General features: G+C 63.4%; 21 protein-coding genes. 10 read left to right on the forward strand and 11 right to left on the reverse strand.

What is annotated here, in order from left to right; translation table 11 throughout:
• Positions 1-10 precede the first annotated feature (10 nt).
• A complete protein-coding gene (locus A5785_RS19820) occupies positions 11-643 on the reverse strand; it encodes a hypothetical protein (RefSeq protein ID WP_156525497.1) in 633 nt (210 codons plus the stop codon).
• Complete coding sequence (locus A5785_RS23840; RefSeq protein WP_064868644.1) at positions 616-1077, reverse strand: hypothetical protein; 462 nt, start codon at positions 1075-1077, stop codon at positions 616-618. The genes A5785_RS19820 and A5785_RS23840 overlap by 28 nt, the downstream gene beginning before the upstream one ends.
• A 334-nt stretch (positions 1078-1411) precedes the next feature.
• Between A5785_RS23840 and A5785_RS19830 the strand changes: the two genes are divergently transcribed.
• From A5785_RS19830 to A5785_RS19850, 5 genes are all read left to right on the forward strand, one after another.
• Positions 1412-2008, forward strand: coding sequence for a sulfite oxidase-like oxidoreductase (locus A5785_RS19830; protein ID WP_064868598.1), 597 nt, complete (start codon positions 1412-1414; stop codon positions 2006-2008).
• Between the two features lie 136 nt (positions 2009-2144).
• A complete protein-coding gene (locus tag A5785_RS19835; RefSeq protein WP_064868648.1) occupies positions 2145-2819 on the forward strand; it encodes an FAD-binding oxidoreductase in 675 nt (224 codons plus the stop codon).
• A 26-nt stretch (positions 2820-2845) separates the two neighbouring features.
• The gene (locus A5785_RS19840) at positions 2846-3538 is read left to right on the forward strand and encodes an SDR family NAD(P)-dependent oxidoreductase (RefSeq protein ID WP_064868601.1); all 693 of its coding nucleotides are present in this window, start codon (positions 2846-2848) and stop codon (positions 3536-3538) included.
• Positions 3539-3645: 107 nt separating this feature from the next.
• A complete protein-coding gene (locus tag A5785_RS19845) occupies positions 3646-4596 on the forward strand; it encodes a sulfite exporter TauE/SafE family protein (RefSeq protein ID WP_156525496.1) in 951 nt (316 codons plus the stop codon).
• Between the two features lie 4 nt (positions 4597-4600).
• On the forward strand, positions 4601-5341 hold the full coding sequence (locus A5785_RS19850; protein ID WP_064868607.1) for a FadR/GntR family transcriptional regulator: 741 nt from the start codon (positions 4601-4603) through the stop codon (positions 5339-5341).
• Between the two features lie 97 nt (positions 5342-5438).
• Here the strand turns inward: A5785_RS19850 and A5785_RS19855 are convergent, their stop codons facing one another.
• The 5 genes from A5785_RS19855 to A5785_RS19875 all read right to left on the reverse strand — a co-directional run bounded on the left by A5785_RS19855 (position 5439) and on the right by A5785_RS19875 (position 10958).
• Complete coding sequence (locus A5785_RS19855; RefSeq protein WP_064868610.1) at positions 5439-6812, reverse strand: ABC transporter permease; 1374 nt, start codon at positions 6810-6812, stop codon at positions 5439-5441.
• Positions 6809-7561 carry an ABC transporter ATP-binding protein gene (locus tag A5785_RS19860; RefSeq protein ID WP_064868613.1) on the reverse strand — a complete coding sequence of 251 codons (753 nt, stop codon included), beginning with the start codon at positions 7559-7561 and terminating at the stop codon, positions 6809-6811. The genes A5785_RS19855 and A5785_RS19860 overlap by 4 nt, the downstream gene beginning before the upstream one ends.
• A 108-nt stretch (positions 7562-7669) precedes the next feature.
• The gene (locus A5785_RS19865) at positions 7670-8311 is read right to left on the reverse strand and encodes a response regulator transcription factor (RefSeq protein ID WP_005206361.1); all 642 of its coding nucleotides are present in this window, start codon (positions 8309-8311) and stop codon (positions 7670-7672) included.
• On the reverse strand, positions 8308-9489 hold the full coding sequence (locus A5785_RS19870; protein ID WP_064868616.1) for a sensor histidine kinase: 1182 nt from the start codon (positions 9487-9489) through the stop codon (positions 8308-8310). Before A5785_RS19870 ends, A5785_RS19865 begins: the two co-directional genes overlap by 4 nt.
• A 38-nt stretch (positions 9490-9527) precedes the next feature.
• Positions 9528-10958 carry a serine hydrolase domain-containing protein gene (locus A5785_RS19875; RefSeq protein ID WP_064868619.1) on the reverse strand — a complete coding sequence of 477 codons (1431 nt, stop codon included), beginning with the start codon at positions 10956-10958 and terminating at the stop codon, positions 9528-9530.
• Positions 10959-11266: 308 nt separating this feature from the next.
• Here A5785_RS19875 and A5785_RS19880 point away from each other — a divergent pair, with 308 nt between their 5' ends.
• From A5785_RS19880 to A5785_RS19890, 3 genes are all read left to right on the forward strand, one after another.
• Entirely contained in the window at positions 11267-11764 is a 498-nt protein-coding gene (locus A5785_RS19880) for an HNH endonuclease (RefSeq protein ID WP_005206366.1), read from the forward strand.
• Positions 11765-11956: 192 nt separating this feature from the next.
• Positions 11957-13069 carry a ferredoxin reductase gene (locus A5785_RS19885; protein ID WP_064868622.1) on the forward strand — a complete coding sequence of 371 codons (1113 nt, stop codon included), beginning with the start codon at positions 11957-11959 and terminating at the stop codon, positions 13067-13069.
• A gap of 9 nt (positions 13070-13078) precedes the next feature.
• On the forward strand, positions 13079-14320 hold the full coding sequence (locus A5785_RS19890) for a fatty acid desaturase family protein (RefSeq protein ID WP_064868625.1): 1242 nt from the start codon (positions 13079-13081) through the stop codon (positions 14318-14320).
• Between the two features lie 239 nt (positions 14321-14559).
• Here the strand turns inward: A5785_RS19890 and A5785_RS19895 are convergent, their stop codons facing one another.
• Positions 14560-15765 carry a PucR family transcriptional regulator gene (locus tag A5785_RS19895; RefSeq protein WP_197494529.1) on the reverse strand — a complete coding sequence of 402 codons (1206 nt, stop codon included), beginning with the start codon at positions 15763-15765 and terminating at the stop codon, positions 14560-14562.
• A gap of 146 nt (positions 15766-15911) precedes the next feature.
• On the opposite strand from A5785_RS19895, the gene A5785_RS19900 reads away from it, so the two are divergent.
• On the forward strand, positions 15912-17441 hold the full coding sequence (locus A5785_RS19900) for a flavin-containing monooxygenase (RefSeq protein ID WP_064868630.1): 1530 nt from the start codon (positions 15912-15914) through the stop codon (positions 17439-17441).
• 75 nt (positions 17442-17516) lie between these two features.
• Here the strand turns inward: A5785_RS19900 and A5785_RS24070 are convergent, their stop codons facing one another.
• From A5785_RS24070 to A5785_RS19915, 3 genes are all read right to left on the reverse strand, one after another.
• The gene (locus A5785_RS24070; RefSeq protein WP_064868633.1) at positions 17517-18170 is read right to left on the reverse strand and encodes a DUF3558 family protein; all 654 of its coding nucleotides are present in this window, start codon (positions 18168-18170) and stop codon (positions 17517-17519) included.
• Positions 18171-18599, reverse strand: a complete 429-nt coding sequence (locus A5785_RS19910; RefSeq protein ID WP_064868636.1) for a hypothetical protein — start codon at positions 18597-18599, stop codon at positions 18171-18173.
• A gap of 209 nt (positions 18600-18808) precedes the next feature.
• Complete coding sequence (locus A5785_RS19915; RefSeq protein WP_064868638.1) at positions 18809-20452, reverse strand: DUF6777 domain-containing protein; 1644 nt, start codon at positions 20450-20452, stop codon at positions 18809-18811.
• A gap of 260 nt (positions 20453-20712) precedes the next feature.
• Between A5785_RS19915 and A5785_RS19920 the strand changes: the two genes are divergently transcribed.
• Entirely contained in the window at positions 20713-21345 is a 633-nt protein-coding gene (locus tag A5785_RS19920) for a pyridoxamine 5'-phosphate oxidase family protein (RefSeq protein ID WP_442902867.1), read from the forward strand.
• Positions 21346-21523: the final 178 nt, after the last annotated feature.

Raw genomic sequence — 21523 nt, forward strand, 5'->3', positions numbered from 1 at the left:
CCCACCTCACCTAGACCGCAACAGCAAGCACACAAAAATCAGGAGTCACGTTCTTACACAAACATCTTGACAAGCTCGCGACCGCGGCACACGCATTTTCCGCGGGCACCACCTTCGAGGCCACCGGGAATCGGGAGAACACATCGATAGCCAGCAGCAGTTTGAATCGTTGCCGGCCCGGGCCGCGTAGCTCGGTGGCATCCCACGACCACAATTGCCCGGGCGCGGTGGCCACGACCCGCGGGGTGCTGCGACTGCACCCGGACACACGTTTGCGGTGGCGGCGGTCACCCACCAACTGTGCCTTCTTCGCGACCCGATAGAACGTGCGTTGACTCGACGACAGCAACCCGGCATCGAAAGCGCGCCAATAGGTTTGGAACACCGACAGGTCGGCGTAATCGGGGCTGCACAACACATCGATCAGGTGGGCGTGTTCGTCGTCAGACAACGCCGCGGGCTGGATACGCGCCGACTGCGGCCGCGGAGCGGTGACAGGCGTGTAATGGCGATAGCCACGCGTGATCCGGTAGTAGCTAGATCTGGCCACCCCGAGCAACACGCATGCTGCGGCAACCGACACACCGACAGTGTGCAGCGCGGTGACCGTCGCGATCACGACAGCCCTTTGCTGTTCAACCATTCCCGATACTGCTCGACACTCATCAACGCTGGCGGGATCTGCTCGTCGCTGTCGGTCGAGCCCTTGGTGATCCCCTCCAAGAGCTCGAATGCTTTTCCCAACACTTCCTGCGCGGCCTCAGCTTGAGCGACCTTGGACTTCAATCGCTCATTCTCGGCCCGCAAACGCGCCAGTTCCGCGCGATCACGACTGTTCATCATTCTTCGCCCACCGTCCTTGCTCACCGCCGTGAGCATCGACGCTTCGAACTCGCCACGATCACGAGCCCGCACCCAATCGATCATCGTTCCCTGAGGCAGGCCACGCTCACGCAGAAACCGGGTCTTCGACCCACGCTCCACACAACGTTCCCACTCCTGCAACGCCTCGACCTTGTAAGCCACGGTGTAACAGGTCCGACCTCCCGGCGTACGCCAGGTCTGCGGTTGATTCATCACTACTCCGATTCCCCGCACCACCGCCACCAGATGTCTCACCACCAGGCTGGCAACCGACGAACAACGCGGGGAAAGGGACAGAACCCACGGAAGGATTCTTTCCGCTACTTTCTGCGCCGCGGAGAGCTCCTTCCCCCACTTTCTGCGCGCCCGCGGACTCCTTCCCCGACTTCCTGCGGGGCGGCAGACCCCTTCCCCGACTTCCTGCGCGGCGGAGAGCTCCTTCCCCTAGTTTCTGCGCAGCCGCCGGCTTCGCACCCAGCGGCGCGCACCCAGCGCGTCGCTCCGCCGCTGACCTGCGACATCCCGGCGCGCGCCTACACTTGGTCGTATGGCGATAGTGAACCGCGGGTTCGTGGGGCGTCGCGATCGGATGGCCGATCGGCTGCCGCCGGGGCAGTACTCGACCGTCGACTTCCCGGTGCTGTCCGCCGAGCCGACGCCGGCGCTGCCCCATGAGCGGTGGCGGTTGACGATCCAGTCGTCGGATCATCGTGCGCACAGTCTCGGCTGGTCCGACTTCCGCGACCTCCCGCACCAGGACATCACCACCGATATCCATTGCGTCACACGCTGGTCCAAATTCGACACTCGGTGGCGCGGGGTGTCATTCGACGACTTGTTGTCGACGCTGCCCTGGGCACCGGACGCCTACGTGATGGCACACTGCTACGGCGGATACACCACCAACGTGCCGCTCGCTGACCTCACCGACGGAAAGGCCTGGCTGGCAGACACTTTCGACGGTGAGCCCCTTGCGCCCGAACACGGCGGACCGGTGCGGCTGCTCGTTCCGCACCTGTACTTCTGGAAGAGTGCGAAATGGGTTCGGCGCCTTCGGTTTATGCCCGATGACGTGCCGGGCTTCTGGGAAGAGCGCGGTTACCACATCTACGGCGACCCCTGGCGAGAGCAGCGCTACTCGTGACACCGCCACTCGCGAATCCGCTGCCCGCGACACCACTGCCCGAGAATCCACTGCCCGTGAAACCACCACGGCCACGCGCGACGCCGAGAGGGTGACGGCAGTGGACTGGCAGATCACGACCGTGGTCGGCTCGCAAATGCAAACGCCCACAGCGCGTTCGCTGCGACTCGCGCTCAGTGAACCGATGAGCGCCGACGCAGGCGCGCACGTCGACATCCGACTCACCGCGGAGGACGGATACTCGACGGCGCGGCCCTACTCGCTGTCCGATGTCCGCGAGAGCCGCACCATCGAGGTGACCGTCGAGAAGGTCGACGACGGCGAGGAGTCCCCGTACCTCGTCGACGTCGTCGAAGTGGGAGAACCGCTCGAGATCAGCGGACCCAACGGGCAGTGGTTTACGTGGAACCCGTCGGAGACACGGCCGGTCCAACTCATCGGCGGCGGGTCGGGGATCGTGCCGCTGATGTCGATGATCCGCCTGCGCGAGGTGAGTGCGCCGTTGACGCCCTTCAACCTCGTGTACTCGCTGCGGGAGCCGAGCCGCCGCTACTTCGCCGACGAGCTGAATCAGTTGGTCGCGCACAATCGGTTGCCTGTCAACATCTTTCACACGCGAGTGGCTGCGGACGAGGAGCGTCGTCGACCTGGCCGCGTGACCGTCGACGAACTCGCCGCAGCGACGTTCCCACCCGAGCGGGAGCCCATCGTCTACGTCTGCGGACCCAACGGGTTCGTCGAACATTGCGCTCGAGCAATGCTCGACGCTGGACACGACGCCGCACGAATCAGAACCGAGCGTTTCGGCTAGGGCAGCGTTGACAGAAGGAGGCAGGGATGGCAACGAAGAACGCGCTCGTCGTCGGGGCGTCGAGGGGGTTGGGCCTCGGCCTGACCACGCGCCTGCTTGAACGCGGGTGGCGTGTCACGGCCACCAGCCGACACGCTGGCGGCGACTTGGAAGCACTTGCCACGCAGTGGGACGGCGCTCTGACGGTGGAGACCGTCGACACCAACGACGCCGCGTCGGTGGATGTGCTACATAAGAGGTTGTCCGACAAAGTCTTTGACCTCATCTTCGTCAATGCGGGGATCACGCATGATCGGTGGGAGACGGTCGCCGACGTATCGACGGAGACCTTCGACCGCGTCATGGTGACCAACGCGCTCAGTCCGATGCGCTTCGTCGAACGGTTCCGTGATCTCGTGCCTGCGACTGGAACCATCGGCGTGATGTCGTCGGGCCAGGGCAGCATCACGAACAACACTCGGGTGACGGGATGGGAGATCTACCGCGCGAGTAAGTCGGCGCTGAATCAGCTCATGCGAAGCTTCGCCGCCCGCACCTCCGACGACCCGCGCACACTGCTCCTGATGGCACCCGGCTGGGTCAAGACCGACCTCGGCGGGTCCGACGCCGCGCTGACCGTCGACGAGAGCACACGTGGCGTCGCCGACGTCCTGGAAGCGCAGGCGGGTGCGGGCGGGCTGCAATTCTTGGACTACCGGGGCCAGACAGTGCCCTGGTAGGTCGGGCAGACGGACGAGGGCGTCGCGTATTGCGTGTGTTCCATTACTTGTCAGACAAGTACATGTATGCGTAGGGTTGGCGCGGCGTCAATCGAAGGAGTCTGCGCATGTCGAGAACCGCGAGGCCGAAAGCAGTTCGGCCAACCACGACAGGTGAGCGGGTCGTCGAGCCATCAGTTCCCACCCAGCTCGGGGTCGGCGCCATGGGAGGAGTAATCGGTGGATTGCTCGGCGGCGGAAGCGGTGTGTTCTACGTTCCTGTTCTGGAGAAGATCACAAACCTCTCGCGGCACACGCTGCATGGCACCGCAGGAGCCGCGAACATCGCTGTCACTGGTGTGGGAGCAGCGACGTTCGGCCTGGTCGGCGGGTCGATCGACTTCAGAGCAGGTGCCGGAATGGTCGTCGGAGCGACGTTGGGTGCGGTACTCGGTGCCAAGTTGATCCTGCGCCTGCCCGCATCGGTTCTTCGGTGGCTCTTCGTGGCGATTCTGTTGCTGACCAGCGCAAAACTTTTGCTCGACGTCACCGGCTACGACCCGCTGCAGGGGTCGGCCGTGGTTCCTGAGGCGTGGATCGCAAGCCGGTGGTTCGTAGTCCCGACGTCGCTGGTTCTCGGCTTCGTGATCGGCGCGTGGGCCGCAGGTATGGGACTGGGCGGGGGACTCTTGGCCGTTCCGGCTCTGATGCTGCTGTTCGGTACCGATCTCCCTACTGCGGAAGGGACGTCGTTGTTGATGTTCTTTCCCAACGCGATCGTGGGTACCATCACACACGCCCGACAGGGGACTGCCGACCTGCGACTGGGCCTCAATCTCAATATTGGCGCGCTGCCCGGCGCCGTTGCCGGTGTGTTGATCGCGCTGGCACTGAACGTCAAGATCCTGAGCATTGTGTTCGCGGTCTTCGCGATGACCATCGGCGTTCGCGAGATCTATCGCATGCGGCGTGAGCGTGTGGCCCGGCGTGAGCGGTTCGTCGAGATCGCTGACCTATCATCATCGGAGCAAACTGTTTTCAACAATTCGACCCCGATCGACCAACACGCAACGGATTAGGACTTTGGAAGCGCTCTCTCGAACTCCGCTGTCGGAGCAGGCCGCACGCGCCCTGCTCGACGACGTTCGGCGAGGGCGATGGGCTGTCGGCGAGCAACTGCCCGGCGAGGTCTCGCTGGCGCAGGAACTGTCAGTGGGTCGGTCGACGATCCGCGAAGCAATTCGGCGCCTGGCAGCGCGTGGAGTGCTGACCACCAAACAGGGGGTCGGGGTTTTTCTCGCCGCGACCGAGCCCACACAACCGTGGGATCAACTCGCCGAGATCGCTGAGATCACCGACCTCCTGCAGGTTCGCGTCGCCATCGAATCACGGGCTGCCGCACTCGCGGCGGTCAAGCACAACGACGACGACGCGCGCATCATCCGAACGGCACTGGCGAACCGCAATGCGCTGCTCGCGGGAGCACCGCAAGCCCTTGCCGCAGAAGACATTCGATTGCACCAGGTCGTTGTCGCAGCGTCGCATAACGAGCTGCTGATCACACTCTTCGACGGTTTGCGAGCCCGACTGGTGGCGGCGATGACCGACATGCTCACCATGATGCCCGTCGACGCATCTGACGCAGCAGAACACGCCGCCGTCGTCGACGCGATACTCACACGCGATGCTGATCACGCCGAAACACTTACGCGCGCACACCTTCTGGGACTTGCGAGTGCTCTGGATCAGGGGGCGTCTAGGGCCGGATCTCATCGGGATGGGAAGCGGACGGAACGAGTCGGTCGACGACAGAAACACGTGTAACTGACACCTGCGAGCAGAACTTCGCGCGCATATGTCAGAAACACGTGTTTCTTGCAGACCGTGGGCGGCCGGGCAGATCGGCAGACCGCCCCAGCCCTCACGCCACCGCGAGCGCGTCGACGGGGGCGACGGCGACGGCGCGACGGCTCGGTGGCAGCGAGGCGGCGATCACGACGACGGCGGTGCCCGCCACGATCGCGACGAGGGCTCCCCAGGGCAGTCCGACAGGGATGCCCGACGTCGCCTTGCCGATGAGCGACTGGCTGCCGACGGTGCCGAAGATGATGCCGAGCACCAGGCCGGCGATCACCGCGGTTCCGCTGAGCGCCAACGACTCGCGGACAACCATCGCGCGCACCTGCTTCGCCGTGAACCCCATGGCACGCAGCATCCCGATCTCGCGCGTGCGGCCGATCACGGTCAGCGACATCGTCGACACGAACCCGACGGCGGCGATGATCGCCGAGATCGCAATCATGGCAAGCAGAATCGCGGTGATGACCGACAGCGAGCGTTCGGTCTCGGCCATCTCGGCGGCTGGCATGTCCCAACTGTGGATCGACTTCGTCAGTGAGCTCATTCCCGACGCGATGGTGGTCACCAGCGTCACGCCGACGAGGAGGCCGATCGTGGAGCGGGTCGTCCGTCGCGGATCAGACACGGCGTTCTTGCGTGCCACGATCGACGGTGCGCTGGCACCGAATGCGGCACCCATCCACCGGACGAGTTGCGGCACGATGCGTTGCGCGCCGATCAACACGCCCGTCGAGACCGACGCGGCACCGAGGAAGGCAACCGCGAAGCCGGTGAGATTGCCGAACTCTCCGAGGTAGCAGGCGAGTGCGAGCAACAACGCACCGAACACGATTGCGCTACAGGCGACGACAGTCCGGAACGTACCGACCTTAGACCTCGCGCCGTGCGTCACGGCGGCACGAGTGAGTGTCGACCGTGTGCCCACCTGCGCAGCGATAGCCGCGATCAGGACCACCGCGATGCCTGCCGCGAACACGCCCAAAGGTAGGAGCGGATAGTCGCCGTCGGGTAGCTTTCCGTTGTGCAAGAGCACTTCTCGAACGATGGTCATGACCACTGTCGCGCACACGATGCCGATCACGGCTCCGATGGCCGCGACCGTGACGACGGCCCTGGTGAGTCCCGCGCGCAACTGGCGTGCACTCGCGCCGATCAGCCGCAGTAACCTCAATTGTGCTCGGCGACCGGCGATGACAGTGTCGACACCGGAACTGATCACGATCCCGGAGACGAACAGGGCGATGCCGATGAAGACCGCAGCCACCACTGCAAGCGCCGCACCAGCAGAACCTCCCTTCTTCTCCGACAGCACCGACAGCATGCTCGCAGCGTCGACAAGCGTTGTGCCGTAGGCACTGGCGAGACCTGCGACGATGCCGACCGTCGACAACTCACGCAACGATCCGACGGTCAGCCGCGCTGATGTGGCCTTCATGCCGAGACCCCCTGCAAGCCGATGAGAAGATCGGAGATCTCACGTGCACCGAGGCCGCGGTACTCGCCGGTGATCTGGCCATCGGCAAGCATGATCACACGGTCGGCGTACGACGCCGCGACGGGATCGTGTGTCACCATCGCGATGCCCTGCCCGTACTCGCGCACTGCGGTGGTCAACAGCGCCAACACTTCTCGACTGGTACGTGTATCGAGTGCGCCTGTCGGCTCGTCGGCGAGGATGATCGTCGGACGCATCGCGAGCGCACGCACAATGGCGACGCGTTGTTGTTGACCGCCGGAGAGCTCGGAGGGTAGATGATCGAGGCGTTCGTCCAGGCCGAGCGACCGCACCAGGTGTGCGATCCAGTAGCGCGTCTGCGCGTCGAGTCGTGTCCCGGCGAGTACGAATGGGAGGTTGATGTTCTCCTGGGCGGTGAGCGTCGGGATCAGGTTGAACGATTGAAAGACGAAGCCGATGTGTTTGCGGCGCAAAATTGTTCGGGCTTCGTCGTCGAGCGACCCGATGGGATTGCCGTCGACCCAGATCTCGCCCGACGTGATGTCGTCGAGTCCAGCGACGACGTTCATGAGCGTCGATTTGCCCGATCCTGACGGGCCCATGATTGCCGTGAACTCTCGACGTCGCAGATCGAGCGACACGTCGCGTAGCGCATGGATCGGTTGACTCGGGTCACCGTAGCTTCGGAATACGTTGCGTAGCACCACAGATGCTGGTTCATTCGTCATGCAGATAACGCTAGGGAATTCGGTGGCCAAGATCGTCGGCCGTGACGATGAAATCCGATCGGCCCCTCGGATGACCTCGCGTACATCTCGAGATGTACGTGCTGGCGGTCAGACCAACCCGTGGTCGTATGCGTACACGACGAGCTGCACCCTGTCGCGCAGTCCCAGCTTGGCAAGAATACGCGAAACATGGGTTTTCACAGTGGCTTCCGAGAGTACCTCGGCGTCGGCGATCTCAGCGTTGGAGAGTCCCTGTGCGGCGCGCACGAGTATCTCGCGTTCGCGTGGGGTCAGACGGTCGTACTCGGGTCCGGGATCGCCTGCCCGCGTGCGGGTTTGCTCGAACAACCGTCGTGTCGCCGACGCCGCTACCACCTGACTGCCATTGGCGACGGCTCTGATCGAGGCGAGCAGGAAGTCCGGCTGCGCGTCCTTGAGGAGAAATCCACTGGCCCCTGCGGTGATGGCCGATGCCGCGGCCTCGTCGGCGTCGAACGTGGTGAGTACCAGCACGCGCGGAGCGTCGTCGCCGAGTGCGCTGACGAGGTCGGCGGTCGCGGTGATGCCGTCGATGCCCGGCATGCGCACATCCATCAGGACGACGTCGGGTCGCGTAGTGCGCACGAAATCCAAGAGCGAGAGGGCCGACGAATCGTGTCCGACCACCTCCATGTCGGGCTGACTGTCGACGATCATCGCGATGCCCTGGCGGAACATGGGCTGGTCGTCGATGAGGGCGATTCGGATCACCGCGACACTCCTTTCGAGTCGACGTCGGAGGTGGCGGGCACGCGCAGTTCGACCAACCAGGTGTCCTCAGTTGAGGTGCTGCGGGCCGTTCCCCCGACGAGCGCCGCGCGTTCAGCCATGCCGATGATGCCGCGGCCTGCGCCACCGGGGGAGAGCGGGGTGTCGGTCAACCCGTTGCGCACGGTGAGGTGGCAGCCCCCGGTCCAGTCGATCTCGACGGTGACGGGGGTGGCCAGGTCGCCGTACTTGAGCGCGTTGGTGAGCGCTTCGGTCAAGACGCGCTGCGCCATCCGTCCGACGGCCGGCTCGCTGGTCTCCTCGTCGCCGATCTCGCGCGTCTCGATCGTCATGCCTGCGGTACGCATTCGCTCGTACAGGGTTTCGCGGTCGGCGCGGGAGGCGGCGACGGCGTCGTCGTTGTTGAGTTGGGCGAGCAGTCCGCGCACCTCGCCGAGTGATTCGCGTGCGGTGTCGGCGATGACGGTCAACGCGTTCCGTGCAACGTCGGGTGCGGTGTCGATGCTGTAGCGGGCACCCTCAGCCTGTGCGACGACGATGGTCAACGAGTGCGCGACGACGTCGTGCATGTCACGCGCGAGTCGGGTGCGTTCCCGCTGTTCGTCGTAGAGATCGAGCAGGCGTCTGCGTTCGAGCTGTGCGATGGTCTCGGCAACCTTTGCCTGCGCGACCGTACGACGCTGATACCGGATGAACCCGAACGTCCATCCGCCGATCACCACGACCGCCGCCAGGCAGAATCCGACGAACGTCGTGAACGCGCGGTTGAGCAGGGACGGCTCGACCGTGTAGGCGTGCGGGAACTCCCACCCGGCGACGAGCGATCCGATCACGGCCACCGCGAGTGAACCACGTCGAACTCGCCGGTCCGGATGCCCGCCGAGCGTTGCGAAGATCGGGAAGTAGGCGAGTGAGGCGAGCACGGCGATCTGGTCGGCCGCCACCTGAATCGCCGCGGATGCCAGCGCGAGCACGATCATCAGCGTCGGAGCGAGTCGTCGAACAGCGAGCGCGACGGTCACGAGCACAGCGGCAATGCCCGCGGGTGTCGACTGGTCGAAGTGCAGCCAGATCGCGATTGCACCGAAGAGCAGGGCCACGGCGACGTCGAGCATGAGGCCTCGACGGGTCAGGCCGCCGGCATAAAGCGGGTCGCGCATGCGTCCAGAGTGTCAGACGGCGGGGTGCCGCCGAAGGCCTACCGCTTGCCGGGTGACGCAGGTGTGCCCGGGAGGCAGGTGATCGCGAAGCAGCCAGGGTTGCCCTGCAGGGGCGCGCGCAAGGGCGTCGAACCGCATTGCAGAACCGTGCAATTCGACGGCGCGTACGGACCGAAGCCCAACGCGCCCAACGCGATGTTCGGGTCGGCGAATTGGACCGGATCGAAGTCGAGGTTCATCGTCGGACGGTACGGTCCGGGGTCGGGAATCCTCGGCGTCCGGAAGGCAGCGACGAGCTTACGGAAGAACTCGCGGTACAGCTCACTGTTGAGACTCGCGCTGAGCAGCGTTCCCGGGTCCGGCGAGACGTCGCCAAGAATCCCGTTCCAGCTCACCAACAATCCGAGACTCGGGACGATGAAGTTGTTCTGCTGCAAGAAGCCGACCATCGCGTAGGCGTCGGACGGCAACCCGGCCAGAGGCGCCTGCTGAATCGTCTGTCGGGACGGGAACGATGGCCCGGTACAGGGAGAGTCGTTGACCCAGAACAGATATCCGTAGCACCGATTCGACGCAGAGGGCGTGTGAGCCTGGCGGATGTAGTCGGAACTGATGATTCGTCGGCCGCCCCAGACCCCGTCGTTGAGCATCAGCAACCCGAGGCGTGAATAGTCCGTCGGAGGCATAAACAAGAAGGCGTATCCGTAGGTGTGGCCGGACCGATCGCGCGCCCAGTAGTAGTCGTGTTGCTTGATTCCCAAGGGCCCGAACAGTGTTCGCTGCGCGAACTCCTGCAGATCTTCTCCGACGGCGCGCTGCACGACGTACGCAAGGAGGTCGGGTCCGTGCTGCGTGTATTCGAAGAACGTTCCCGGCTTGTGCTGAACAGGCAGCGCGAGAGCTTCTTTCGCGATATCCGGATCGACGTCGAGTCCCGCAGTCAGTGCTTCGCTGACGATCGACTGGCGCAGGCCAGACGATTGGGTCAGCAGGTCGCGCACGGTGATCGCTGCATGTGAACGATCGACTGTCCCTGCGGGGAGATATTTCTCGATCGACGCTCCGAGATCTAGTCGCCCCTGCGTATAGGCGACACCGGCGAGCATCGAGATGACACTCTTGGTCGAACTGAACAGATTCCACGGAATGTTTCCGGTCACGGCGTTCAGCGGTCCGTTTCCGATCAGACAGTTGTTGCGATAGACCTCGATATGCGTACGCATTCTCGACGCCGCGAATGCGATGGCGTCGTCGAGCTTTGCCTTGTCGATTCCGACGCTCGACGGCGTGGCGGAGTCGGGTGCCGCGGAACCCTGCGGAAGGGCGCACCGCGCTTGGCTCGGCGCGGCGGTGGCGGTGGGCACAGTGGTCAGCGCCACCGGTGCCACAAGTGCGATCAGTGCTGCACAGGTCAGCAGAATTCGCTGCGGGATACGCGTGAGAAACCGGTGAGCTGGATGCTCGGACACTGCGCTGACCCCCTGATTGTGAGAACTACTGACGTGCAGCGTGGCACGCGTCGGATGCCGTGGTGTCGCCTTCGGAAAATGGAAGGCGATGCCGTCGAAATCTTGTGCAGATCGGCCCGCCGGGTGGCCACACTGCACACCGCGAAGTAAGCGTGTGCCGCCACTGTGGAGGTCTGCCCGAATATGTCGTCGAAGTGAACGTCGGACAGTATTTCGCCGCCACAGAACAAATGGCCTCGCGAGATCGACGTATTGCCATTAGCGTGGATCGCGCCACGTCCGAGCGCATACGGCATCGGAGGACTGCCATGACAATCTTCGTCACCAACGCCGGGTTGCAGATCCTGGCGCGTGTGACCTGGCGTCGTGCGGCCGTGTTGCTGACCACCGAAGTCGCGCGCAACGTCGAGGGCACGCCGGTTGTGCGCGTCGTACATTCACCCACGGTGACCCTACCCATTCACAAAGTGGTGGCCATCAAACGCAACGCCTACCGACCTTATGCGGGCAAGTCGATGGACTCCTATGCGTCTACAGCGACCATTTTGCGCCGTGACCAGTGGATTTGCGCCTATTGCGACGGCCCTGCCGACACCGTCGACCACATTGTGCCGGTGTCCAAGGGCGGCAAGAGCACCTTCGGTAACCAGGTGGCGGCGTGCAAATCCTGCAACGGTTTCAAAGCCAATCGCACTCCGCGGCAGGCGGGCATGGCGATGAGGCACGCACCTTTCGTCTATGACCCGTGGGCGCAGGACCAAAAAGAGGTCTGGGAACTGTTCACGCTGCGGCCGAAGACGGGGTAGTTGCCGTGGCGGATCACCGATGAATCCGCCACGGCGCAACCACATGGGTCACGTTCCCGGACGACTGCGCGGGTCTGATTCTGCGGGTTATCGATCACTGGACACCCGTGGGCGGCGGCCTGCAAAGCATCTGTGACGCCCATCACCAGCTGTGTGTACACTCGTTCACTACGAGCTACCGGAGGGAGGCTGGTGAATCTTCTCAAGTGGAGTAAGCGGCCTGCGGCCGACGTCGACGCGACGCGCCCAGAGGTGAACATCCTGCGAGGCCTGATCGCGCGAGCGACGACCCCTCTGCTACCCGACGACTATCTACATCTGATCAATCCGCTGTGGAGCGCCCGCGAATTGCGTGGACGCGTCGAAGACGTGGTCAAGGAGACCGCCGACAGCGCGACGGTGGTGATCCGCACGGGATGGGGCTTTCCCGAGAGCTATCAGCCAGGGCAGTACGTCGGAATCGGACTCGACGTCGACGGGCGCTGGCATTGGCGGTCGTATTCGCTGACGTCATTCGGCAGCAACGACGACAAGACGATCTCCATCACCGTCAAAGCCAACCCCGACGGCTTTCTGTCGACGCACCTCGTCGACGGTGTCGCGCCCGGCACAATCATTCGCCTCGCCGCGCCCAAGGGTGATTTCCACCTGCCGGAGCCGGTTCCCGACGCAGTCCTGTTCCTGACTGCGGGCAGTGGCATCACGCCCGTGATCGCGATGCTTCGCTCGATGAAACACCGCGAACAGACGCCCGACATCATTCACGTCCACGCCGCGCCGAGCCGCGACTCGGTGATCTTCCTTGACGAGCTGGAACAACTCGACGACGAAACACCCAGCTACACACTCGATCTACGCCTCAGTTCGGAGGACGGCAGATTCGACGTCACCCAGCTCGACGCCGCGGTTCCGGATTGGCGCGAGCGCTCGTGCTGGGCGTGTGGACCCATCGAGTTCCTCGACGACATCGAGGACGTGTTCCGCGAGAACGAGCTATCGGATCAGTTGCACATCGAACGATTCGCCATCGCACGCACCGACGTCGGTGGTGAGGGCGGCACGGTGACGTTCGCGAAATCGGGTAAGTCGGCCGACGTCGACGGTGCCACCACACTCCTTGAAGCAGGCGAGGAGTTGGGAATTCAGATGCCCTTCGGATGCAGAATGGGTATCTGCCAGACCTGCGTTGTTCCGCTCGCGGCCGGCTACGTCCGAGATCTGCGCAGTGGCGACGAACGACGTGAAGGTGACCGAATCCAGACATGTATCTCGACCGTGTCGGGTGAATGCACGCTAGACCTGTAGGGAGACTCCATGGCCATCACCGACATTGATCGGTACGCCCATCTCACAGAAGCCGACGTCGAGGCACTGGGTGCCGAACTCGACGCGATCAGACGTGAGATCGAAGAATCGCGAGGTGTCGCCGACGCGAAATATATTCGACGCACCATCGCATTTCAGCGTGCGCTCGCCGCCGGGGGACGCGTGGTGCTCATGTTCAGCAACCGCAAACCCGCGTGGATTCTCGGCATCGGGATGCTCGGCGTCGCCAAGATCGTCGAGAACATGGAACTCGGCCACAATGTGATGCACGGGCAGTGGGATTGGATGAACGATCCCGAGATTCACTCGTCGTCATGGGAGTGGGACACCACCTGCCCGAGCGTGCAGTGGAAGCACTCGCACAACTTTGTGCACCACAAGTACACAAACATCGTCGGCATGGACGATGACGTGGGCTACGGCATCCTCCGTGTCACGAGAGATCAGCCGTGGGAATGGTGGAACGTCGGCAATCCGGTCTACAACTTCCTTCTCGCAACGTTTTTCGAGTGGGGCGTGGCGCTGCACCACCTCGAGACGGAGAAGTTGCGGACCGGCCAGAAGTCGTATCGCGCTGCGCTGAAGGATCTTCGGGTGATCGGGCGGAAGGTCGGGAAGCAGGCCGCCAAGGACTACCTGATCTTCCCGGCGCTCGCCGGACCGAACTGGTTCACCACGCTGACCGCCAACGCGACTGCAAACTTCATTCGCAACTACTGGTCGTACGCAGTGATCTTCTGCGGTCACTTCCCCGACGGTGCGGAGAAGTTCACTGTCGAGGAGTACGAGGAAGAAGACCAGCCCCGCTGGTACCTGCGACAGATGTTGGGATCAGCCAACTTTCGCGCAGGCCCGCTGATGCGCTTCATGAGCGGCAACCTCAGTCATCAGATCGAGCACCACCTCTTCCCGGATCTGCCGAGCAACAGGTACGAGGAGATCGCGGTCCGCGTGCGCGAACTGTGCGACAAGTACGACCTGCCGTACACGACGGGTTCGTTGCAGCATCAGTACTGGTTGACGTTTCGCACAATTGCCAAGCTGTCGCTGCCCAACGCGATGCTGAAAGCCAGCGCCGACGACGCGCCGGAGACGGCATCGGAGTTGCGGTTCAACATCATTGAGGGGACCAAGACTCACTTCGGCGTCGACCCGCAGACCGGCCGCAGGCGCGGGCTGCGCTCGGCCCTGCGGGAGCTGCGGTCGTCGCGGGTGGCTGTCAACCGCTGATCGAGCTTGCCTACCGCTGATCGAGCTCGCCCGCCGCTGATCGAGCTTGTCGAGATCACCTCCTCGCTGGGGTGGTTTCGACACGGCTGCTCGCTCCGCTCGCGGCCTGCTCAACCAGCGGTGGGTGCCCGCTGCGCTCGTCGTCCACTCAACCAGCGGTGGGTGCCCGCTGCGCTCGTCGTCCACTCAACCAGCGGTGGGTGATCGAGCTTGCCCGCCGCTGATCGAGCTTGTCGAGATCACCCCCGCCAGCGCAGCACCTCCAGCGCGACGCCGACGTCGAGCAGGCTCTCGTCGAGCGGACGGGGCAGTAGCTCGTCGGCGCGGGCGAGGCGTCGAATCACGGTGTTGCGATGCGTATAGAGCGCTTCTGCGGTGCGAGAGGTGTTGCACTGCAGCTTGATCCAAGTTCGTACTGTGTCGAGTAGAGCTGACTCGGCATGTGCGAACTCGCCGAGAGTGTCGTCGACGAATGCCGCGGTGTCCTCGGCGGACGACATCAGCAGCGAGACCAGCCGGACGTCGTCGTACCTCACGAATCCGTGCGAGCCGCCTAGCTGCGCGACGATGCGCTGGGTCGCGAGCGCTTGGAAGTGGCTGTTGCGAAAGCCGTCGACACCGTCACCCGTTCTGCCGACGGCGACGTCGATCAGCGGGGATGGCGAAACACGCGCGATGTGTGTCTCATCGGTAGGCAGCCACATCCACAGCGACGCGGCGCTGGCCACGACGGTGAGTCGGTTGGCGCACCCGGCCGAGGCGGCGAGCGTGTCGGCGGCAGATTCGAGTTTTGCGGCCTGTTCGGGATGTGTGCTCCACAGGACCAACGCGGTGTGCGGGCCGAGGAGTCGGTAGCCGAGTTGGGTTTCGGCGCGGTCAATGGGGATGGGTGCGCCCTCGAGTAGCAGGGCAACCGCTTCTCGACGCTGCGCGTGGGTGCCGCGGGTGAGTTCGCCGCGTTCGCTGCGCATCCTGTTGCTCGTGGCCTCGACAGTGTCGTCGATGTAAGTCGAGATGGAAACGAGTGTGATGTCGAGGAGTTCGCGCAGTTGTTGTGGGTCGTCGGTGAGGGTGAAGCAGACCTGCATCCACAGCCGCCATGCGACGCTTTGTGCGGTGCGGAAGGCGTCGAGCGCTGATTCATCGAGGCCGCGCCGGACGAGGTCGCGAGCGGTGGTGAGGATGTCGGGGCTGATCTCGGCGGGTACGCGTTCGCCGGGATGGATAACGTTGCTCCTCGCCCAGCGCAGGGTGTTCGCGAGGTTGGTGCGTCGCGTTCCCTCGGCGAGCACAGGGTCGTCGGCGATGGCCTTCATACGGATACCGCCCAGTGAAGCGTCGTGGATGGCTTCGATCCACTCCTCGGGCGGGTCCAGGATGAGTTCGGCGCCGCGTCGGATCAAGCTCTTGATCTCTGGGGATACGTAGGGCCACTCATCGGACATCCGAACAGTATGCACCTTGTAGGACCTTCATCGTGGGCACTTGGCACCTGGTGCGAGGGCTAAGTGTGACGCACTCTGGAACGTAACAACATATAGTGTCATATTGCACCGTGCGGGAAGCCGAGCCAGACCCTAAGGAGGCGCAGGTGCCCACAACAGCCACACCTGTTGAAACGTTGGACGTTCTGATCGTCGGGGCGGGTGTCTCCGGTATCGGGGCCGCTCACTACGTGACCAAGGAGATGCCGCAGAAGAGCTACGCGCTTCTTGAGGGACGTGAGTCGATTGGTGGCACCTGGGACCTGTTCCGGTATCCGGGTATTCGTTCTGACAGCGACCTGCACACGTTCGGATTCGAGTTCAAGCCGTGGGTCGACAAGCAGTCGATCGCCGACGCAGACCGCATCATGCAGTACCTTCGCGAAGCCGTCGACGAGGACAAGATCAACCAGCACCTGCGGTTGCAGCACAAGGTGACCGCGTTGAACTGGTCGTCGAGTGAGCAGTTGTGGACGGCCGAGATCGACCGCCTCGACACCGGTGAACACATCCAGCTGAAGGCTAGTTGGGTGTACTGCGGGTCGGGCTACTACAACTACGACGAAGGGTTCACGCCTCACTTCGAGGGTCGCGAGCGGTTCACCGGGCAGGTCGTGCATCCGCAGCATTGGCCGGAAGATCTCGACTACAAGGGCAAGAAGGTCGTCGTGATCGGAAGTGGCGCAACGGCTGTCACGCTGCTCCCCGCGATGGCGAACGAGACCGAGCACATCACGATGCTCCAGCGGACGCCGACCTACATCCTCCCGCTGCCCAAGCACGATCCCTTTGCCAACGTGGCACGACGCATCCTCGGCGACGAGCGCGGCTATGCCGTGGCGCGGTGGAAGAACATTCTGCAGCAGCGCGTGTTGTACGAAGGGGCACAGCGCTTTCCGAAGACGTCGCGCAAGGTGATCCGCAAGGTGAACCAGGTCCTGCTGCCCGATGGATACGACGTAGACACGCACTTCAATCCGCCCTACAACCCGTGGGATCAGCGGTTGTGTGCGGTCCCGGATGCCGACCTGTTCAAGACGATTCGCTCGGGCAAGGCGTCGGTGGTGACCGACCGAATCAAGTCGTTTACCGAGAAGGGCCTCCTGCTCGAGAGCGGTACGGAACTCGAAGCCGACATCGTCGTGACGGCAACGGGTTTGAACGTACGACTGTTCGGCGGGATGGATCTGTCGCTCGACGACGAGCCCGTGGTGCTGCGTGACCATGTCATCTACCGCGGCATGATGCTGAGTGGTGTTCCGAATCTCGCACTCGCCGTTGGGTATACGAACTCGTCGTGGACTTTGAAGATCGGTCTGATCGGCGAGTACTGGTGCAGGCTCATGGCGTACATGGATGCGCGTGGGTACCGCGAGGTGGCACCTGTGGTGGATCCGAACATGGACACCCGCCCTGCACTGGACTTCGGAGCTGGCTACATCAAGCGCGTCGAGGACCAACTGCCGCGCCAGGGCGCTGAGGAGCCGTGGAAGATGTCGATGAGTTTCTACAAGGACCGCAAGGCCCTGGGTGCTGACGTCGCGGACTTTGAGAACCTGCGGTTCAAGAGGGCGGCCTCGCCGGCTGGTGTCGGCTCGTCCGAGGGCTCCGAGCGCGTGGAGTCTGCCGTCGGCTGACGAATCTTCCTATTGCGCAGGCGCGGGAGTCCGAGGGGCTCTCGCGCCTGTGTCATGTGGCGGCTTCCCGAATGGCTACTCGGGCATCTGGTCGATCGTCGCGCGTGTGAAAGCGATTGCCTTGTCGCAGATTTCGTTGAGGGGTGGAGGATTAATAGAAATAGAGAGGTTGGTAACGACGATTGCCTCGCCAGAGCGCACGAAAGTAGTGCACTCTGGGATTGATCGCGCCGTCGCAACTGCGACACGGCGACCAATCAACGAAATGTCATCCCTCCAATTCATGAACTGTGCGTTCATTTGCTTATAGACATCGAGATCGGGTTGGTTACCGACGTATTGAGAGAGATCCGCGTACTCGCGGTCACTTAGTGACCATACGCAGCCGCGTGCGGTTTGGTGATCCGCAGCTGCAGCGTCCCTCGCGGACTGCGGGTCAAGGCGGCTGTCGGTGAGTATCGTTGTGGTTGCCGCCGTGCAAGGCTCGTACGTAGTTCCATCGTTTCCGTTGCTCCACCTGCGCGGATACTCGGTTTCAAAGGGAAGGGCGCGCCCTTGCGCGTCGGTTTGCCGAATAGCGTTTGTCGCACTGGCATGTTGATCGTTCAAGGCTGGGCGGAGGCTTTCGGGAGTCGGCTGCCCCTCAACGCTGAGGCACGAGCTGAGAATGAGAGGCAGGGCCAGGGTCAAAAGGATTTTCGGGGCAACAGAACTGAAGACGGATCGCATTTATGCTCGAAGGCCTTCTGCAGTTGAAGTGTCCGCGTCGTCGAGAGCACTACCTGCCTCTCTGCAGCCATTCGCGAGTGAAGCTAGATCATCTATCTGCTCTTGCAGGCTATTCCGCCACGAGTCAACAAGCGCGCGTAGCCGAGCGTGGACCTCGAGCCCTTCCACGAGGTCACCGAACTGATTGCTCGTTGCAACGCGCTCCAACTTGTTGAACGCTTCCCGCAACCCCGCCACCCCGTCGGCGGCGACCTTGGCGCGCCGCTCCCAGTCGATGGTGTTGAACCGGACCGTGCCGCCGTCGTCTCTGGTGTTGCCGGGTGGTTGGACGTACGTCATCGAGCTGCGTTCCGTGCCGCCGAGGTTTGCGATCCCGTCCTCGGACTGCAGGTTCACAACCCCACCGGGCATGGTGAAGAAGTCAGTCATGTTCTTACCCCCTCGCAGCAGACTGTCGCGCAAGCGCCAAGACAGTTAACCATGACAGCCGGGGGTCTGTGTGTCGGAATTGTCAGGCTGTGGATGATCGGTCGTGGCCGTCCCGCGACCACGCCTGACATCGGTCCTCGGCCCCGTCGCAAAGAAGAATCCCCTCCGGAAGCGGCTTGCCTCCGAAGGGGATCTCTCCGTGCTGAGTGTCAGCTCGTAGGAACTTCCGTCGTCGTGGTTGTTGTCGTCGTTTCTTCCGGAGTTGTGGTTTCCGTGGTGGTCTCCGACGTCGTCGTCTCCGGAGTAGTTGTCTCCGTTGTTGTTTCCGGAGTCGTCGTCTCGATCGTCGTTGTCGTCGTGGTGGTGCTCGACGTCTCGACGGTGCGCCAGGTCGCCGATTTAACGTCGACCGACACCGATGACGATGAGTTCTCGGTCAGGCCGAGCTTCCAGACCTGCGTCGTCGAGTCGGTCGACGAGGTGACCGACGACTTCTCCAGCGACGATGAGGACACCGTGCGTGCGACGTTGTCGCTGCAGGTGAGATCAATCGTGCCGGACGACGCGGATGTCGGTGCCTGGCAGCTCACGCTGCGATCATCGACACGGAAGGTGAAGCTGCCGATGGCATCTCCCGCTCCGGAGAACTGCGTCGGGCTCGGTGCGGCGTTGCTCGATGAGCTGGCACTCGACGATTCAGACGATGTCGACTCCGCCGCGGATGCGCCAGGAGTCTCCGACGCTGCAACGTTCTGCTGTTGCTCCGATGCGGCCGAAGAGTCGGGTGCACCTTCCGGCACACCGCCATTCGACTCTGCACGCTGGGCAACCTCCGCGGCGGCTTCGGTGCTGCCGGCCCGCGCCAGCCCGTTTTCGGCTGCCGCCTCGTCGGACTTCGCGACGAACGGAGTGTTCAACGCGGCAGGAGTCGGCAAGGCGGTCGCAAGCGGCGGAAGACCACTCACGTCGATGATTCCGCCGACCGGACGTTCGAATTGCTGTCCATTGGTCAGGTTGAGCAGCGTAAGCACTGCCGCCGCTGGGGTTGCGGTGTTCTGCGGCGCCTGATTGATCACGGTCGTCGTGTTGTTGACGACGGTGACGTTCTGGTTGTTGTAGGCGATCCGAGTCACCTCATGCGAGTGGTAGTCGTGCCAGGGGTGTCCACTCAGGCGGTAGCCGCCGAGGGGCGTCGACGCTGGCGGTGCAAGCGGATTGCCGCACGCGCATCGCACACGTGGGACACCCGCTCCGTCGACGAGAACCGCTGTGCCGGACTGCAATACCGACTGGAACGCGTAGGCGCTGCCACCCTGGTACGAGTGGTTGGTCACCCACGTGTCGGCGGTCAAGACGACCGGGGTGAGCGTGTTGAGGTAGTAGGGGATCGAGGCGGTGTCGATGCCGAACACGCTGGCCCATGCGCGGGCCTGGCTCGGGTTGTTGGACAGATAGTTTCCGAGAGCTGCTGTGTCGCAGGTCGAATCGCCACCCGCGTACAGGCCGGGCTGGGTGCCGGAGACCACGCGAGCGCCATTGTCCGGGGCACCCGAGCCCCGCGCGAGCTTGATATTGCTCGGCAGCTCCTTGTTGGTCAGTGCGACGTTGGGCCCGAACGGATCTGGTCCCGCCTCACCGGACGTCAGGAGGCTGAGGCCGGGTATGCGAAGGCCACCGTCCTTGCCTCGCAACACAAGAACGAGAACAGTCGCCAGAACCAACGCGAAGACCACGACGATCGCGACCAGAGCGATGGTGCGATTGCGGCGCTTTTGTTGGTCCCGCATCGGTTGGAACGGCCCGGTGGGTGGCATCGCCGGAGCGCCGAAGGTTCCGGAAGGGGGGTAAGACAATGGATACTCTCCTGGTGTGCAGACGTGGAAGCGCGCATCACCGGTTCCCGCGACCGATGTCAGACAGGCATCAGTATCGAAATGTCTGAATCGCAGGGCAACTGTTTGATCGTAAATTCACCCGTTCGAACCAAGAACTCACATGTTCGGACTACACCGACCGGACCACGTAATTGCGGAAGAAGCGTCGAACTTGATAGCGACGGCGGGTACCCGTAAACGAGTGGCGCCGACGGCGGTCGTCGCGAACGATGGTCGGTATGTCTACAGCCCCTGACACCCAGCCCGATGCGTTGACGACGTTGACCCGCAAACCCGAGCGTCAAGGCGATCGCGCATTGCTCGACGACATTCTCGACACTGCTCAGGTCGGGACGCTCTCGACAGTCGTCGACGGTTGGCCGTGGTCGGTGCCGATGTTGTTCGCACGTGTCCGCGACGACATCATCCTGCACGGCTCCACCGGCGCAGGTGCACTGCGACAGGTGGCGTCTGGTGCTCCGGTCGCGTTCAGTGTGTTTCTGCTCGACGGAATCGTCGTGGCCGAGACGCTGTTCGACCATTCCGCCAACTATCGGTCGGCGGTTGTGCGTGGTGTGGCACGAAACGCTGAACTTCCAGCCGAAGTATTGGATGCGCTGAGCGACAAGCTGATTCCCGGCCGCGTGGCCGAAACCCCAACGACAACACGCAAGGAACTCGCCGCGACCACCGCGTTGCGACTGCCGATCGTCGACGGCGAGTGGATTGCCAAGGCGCGGACTGGCGGACCAGGCGCCGACACCGACGCATGGACCGGAGTGGTGCCCGTGCGCACGGTGTTCGACGACCCGATCACTTACACCGGCGATCCCGCCGCGGTCCCGGCTTCGGTGCGCGCACTGGCGGGGTGAGAGAGCGCCGGGCGGGGGTGGTCCCGGCTTGGGTGGTCTCGACTCGGGTGCTCGCTGCGCTCGCGCCCGCTCGACCAGCGGAGGGAGCCCCGCTCGACCAGCTAGTGTCGCGTGTCGTTAATTAGTTTATGGTTCGTGGTTTGAGAGAATTGGCTATGGCGAATTCTGCGGCCCCGGC

It is taken from the genome of Gordonia sp. 852002-50395_SCH5434458 (genome assembly GCF_001665905.1).
Classification (GTDB): Bacteria; Actinomycetota; Actinomycetes; order Mycobacteriales; family Mycobacteriaceae; genus Gordonia; species Gordonia jacobaea.